Origin of the sequence: Streptomyces nanhaiensis (assembly GCF_046614825.1) — a bacterium.
GTDB classification, from domain to species: domain Bacteria; phylum Actinomycetota; class Actinomycetes; order Streptomycetales; family Streptomycetaceae; genus Streptomyces; species Streptomyces radiopugnans.
Genome location: NZ_JBKJFM010000270.1, coordinates 1 through 3,769 on the forward strand (window position 1 = coordinate 1; position 3,769 = coordinate 3,769).

Below are 3,769 nucleotides of genomic sequence, written 5' to 3' on the forward strand. Positions count from 1 at the left end.
CACCCTCACCCGCCTCCTCACCTCCGCAGCCCACCTCCACACCCACGGCCACACCATCAACTGGCCCATCCCCCACAACCAACCCATCAACCTCCCCACCTACCCCTTCCAACACCAGCGCTACTGGATCAACCCCGGCACGAGCACCGGCACGGACACTGCGGACACCCGCTTCTGGGAGGCGGTCGAGAACGAGGACTGGGAGTCCCTCGGCCACACCCTCTCGGTCGAGGGCGATGCGCCGCTGAGCACGGTGCTCGCGGCGCTGGCGTCCTGGCGGAAGAGCCTGGACCGCGCGTCGGCGGTGGACAACCTGCGCTACCGGGCGACGTGGAGGCCGGTGGCGGGTCCGCAGGCGGCGCTGTCCGGCACCTGGCTGGTCATGGTTCCCGAAGGCCACGAGGGCGACACGCTGGTGGGCGCCGCCACGGAGGCCCTGCGCGGTAACCGGACCCACGTACGACAGGTCGTGCTGGATCCGGCCCAGCCGGACCGCACGCTCTACGCCGAGCACCTCTCCGGCGCACTGGCCCCGGGCGAAGACACCGCCGGCGTGCTGTCGTTGCTCGCGCTGACCGGTGACGACACCACCACAGCAGCACCGACGCTCGCTCTCTTCCAGGCGCTCGGAGACGCGGGCGTCCAGGCTCCGCTCTGGTGCGTCACCCAGGGCGCGGTCACCACCGGCGGCTCCGACCCGCTGGCCCACCCCGCCCAGGCACAGATCTGGGGCCTGGGCCGGGTCGCCGCGCTGGAGCACCCCGACCGCTGGGGCGGACTTGTCGACCTGCCCGAGCAGCTCGACGAACGCGGCGCCGCACACCTGCGTGCCGTGCTGGCCGCCCCGGCCGGCGGCGAGGACCAGGTGGCCATCCGCGCGGCCGGTGTCCTCGCCCGACGAATAGCCCGCACCGGCACCAACGGAAGCGTGTGGCAGCCGCGCGGCACCGTCCTGATCACCGGCGGCACCGGCGCCCTCGGCTCCCGCGTAGCCCGCTGGGCAGCCGAGAACGGCGCGCAGCACCTCGTCCTCGCCAGCCGCAGCGGTGACAGCACCTCGGGGGCTGCCGATCTGCACGGCGAACTCGCCGCTCTCGGCGCCACCGTGACCTTCGCCGCCGGCGATGTGAGCGACCCGGAAACCGTAAAGACGCTCATCGCCGACCACCCCGACCTCACCGCGGTCGTCCACACCGCCGGTGTCCTCGACGACGCGGTGCTCGATCGGCTCACCACCGACCGCCTGGACCACGTACTGCGCCCGAAGGCCACGGCCGCCGAACTCCTCGACCAGTACACACGTCACCTCGACCTCGACGCCTTCGTGCTCTTCTCGTCGGTGGTCGGCACGCTCGGCCGCGCCGGGCAGGCCAACTTCGGTGCGGCCAACGCCCACTTGGACGCGATAGCCGAACAGCGGCACACGCTGGGGCTGCCCTCCACCTCCGTGGCGTGGGGCCCGTGGGACGCGGACGGGATGGCGGCCGGGGACGTGGCCGACCAGTTGCGTCGGCGCGGGCTCCCGGCCCTGGCGCCGGACCTCGCGCTCATCGCGCTGGGAGAAGCCGTCGGACGCGGCGAACCGGCGGTGACCGTCGCCGACATCGACTGGGCCCGTTTCGTGCCGGCGTACACCGCCGCCCGGCCCAGCGCGCTGATCTCCGACCTGCCGGACGTGCGGGATCTGCGGTCCAGGTCCGACGCCGAGCGTCCGGGCGGTGACGACACGACCTGGACGGCACAGAACCTGTCCGGCCTCTCCGATGCCGAAGCCCAGCGGGTGTTGCTGGACCTGGTACGCGCGCAGGCCGCGGCCGTGCTCGGGCACGCTTCCGCGGACGCGGTGAACGCGTCGCAGGCGTTCAAGGACATCGGTGTCGACTCGCTGACCGGGGTCGAACTGCGTAACCGGCTCGTCGCCGTCACGGGTCTGAAGCTACCGCCGACGCTGGTCTTCAACCATCCCACGCCCCGGGCGCTGGCCCGCTTCCTGCACACGCAGGCGGCCGGCACGGCGGAGCCTGTCTCCGCGCTGCCGGTCCCGGCGGGGGTCGCGGCCGAGGACGACCCGGTCGTCATCGTGTCCATGGCCTGCCGTTACCCGGGCGGGGTGCGTTCGCCGGAGGACCTCTGGCAGTTGCTCGTCGAAGGCAGGGACGCCGTGTCCGTGTTCCCCACGGACCGAGGCTGGGACATCGACGCGCTCTACCACCCCGATCCGGAACGCGCGGGTACGTCCTATGTCCGTGAGGGCGGATTCCTCTACGACGCCGCCGAATTCGACGCCGAGTTCTTCGGGATCTCGCCGCGCGAGGCGCAGGCGATGGACCCGCAGCAGCGACTTCTGCTGGAGACCTCGTGGGAGGTGTTCGAACGGGCCGGGATCGACCCGCGGTCGGTGGCCGGCAGCCAGGCGGGCGTCTACGTCGGTGTGGCGTCCCAGGAGGAGTACGGGCCGCGCATGAGTGAGGCGCCCGAGGGGTTCGAGGGGTATCTGCTCACCGGCACGGCGGCCAGTGTGATCTCCGGCCGGGTGGCGTACTCACTCGGTCTGGAGGGCCCGGCCGTCACGGTCGACACGGCCTGCTCGTCCTCGCTGGTCGCCCTGCACATGGCCGTCCAGGCGCTTCGGGATGGCGAGTGCACGCTCGCGCTGGCGGGCGGCGTAACCGTCATGGCCTCCCCGGGGACGTTCGTGGAGTTCAGTCGGCAGCGGGGGCTCGCTCCCGATGGCCGTAGCAAGTCGTTCTCCGCGTCGGCCGACGGCACCAGCTGGGGCGAGGGCGCGGGCATCTTGCTCCTGGAGCGGCTTTCGGACGCCCGCCGCAACGGACACCCGGTCCTGGGCGTGGTACGCGGTACGGCGGTCAACCAGGATGGCGCGAGCAACGGGCTCACCGCCCCCAACGGCCCCTCACAGGAGCGGGTCATCCGGCAGGCGCTCGGCCGGGCCCGGCTGACCGCCGCCGACGTCGACGCCGTCGAAGCGCACGGCACCGGCACCAGGCTGGGCGACCCGATCGAGGCGCAGGCGCTGCTGGCCACCTACGGGCAGGAGCGGCCTGCCGAACAGCCGCTGTTGCTCGGCTCCTTGAAGTCCAACATCGGACACACGCAGGCAGCGGCGGGCGTGGGCGGAGTTATCAAGATGGTGATGGCGATGCGTCACGGTGTGCTGCCGAGGACGCTGCACCTGGACGAGCCGACTCCGCACGTCGACTGGTCCGCGGGTGCCGTGTCACTGCTGCGGGAAGCGGTCGAGTGGCCGCAGACCGGACGGCCCCGCCGCGCCGGTGTCTCCTCCTTCGGCGTCAGCGGCACCAACGCCCACGCCATCATCGAACAAGCCGAGGAGGAGCCGGCCGTCGTAGACGCACCTGAGGCTGGGGCCGGGCCCGTGCCGTGGGTCGTCTCCGGTCAGGGCACGGACGCCCTGCGGGCGCAGGCCGAGCGGCTGCGGTCGTTCGTCGCCACACGACCCGAACTCCCCACCGCCGACGTGGCGTTCTCCCTCGCCACCTCGCGAGCGGCGCTGGACGACCGGGCCGCCGTGGTCGCCGAGGACCGGTCCGACTTCCTCGACGCGCTGGGCGCGCTCGCGCGGGGCGAGGCGGACAGCCGGGTCCTCACCGGCTCGGCGGATGTGGCACAGGGGCGGTTGGCGTTTCTGTTCTCGGGGCAGGGCAGCCAGCGGGCCGGGATGGGGCGTGAGCTGTACGCCGTCTTCCCTGTGTTCGCTGCCGCCCTGGATGAGATCTGCGCGCACTTC

1 protein-coding gene is annotated in these 3,769 nt (G+C 72.5%); it reads left to right on the top strand.

Annotated features, from left to right (window positions below; translation table 11 throughout):
* Nucleotides 1-3,769 (top strand): SDR family NAD(P)-dependent oxidoreductase (locus ACLIYP_RS29575; RefSeq protein ID WP_412716156.1); only part of this gene is annotated, 3,769 nt, incomplete at both ends.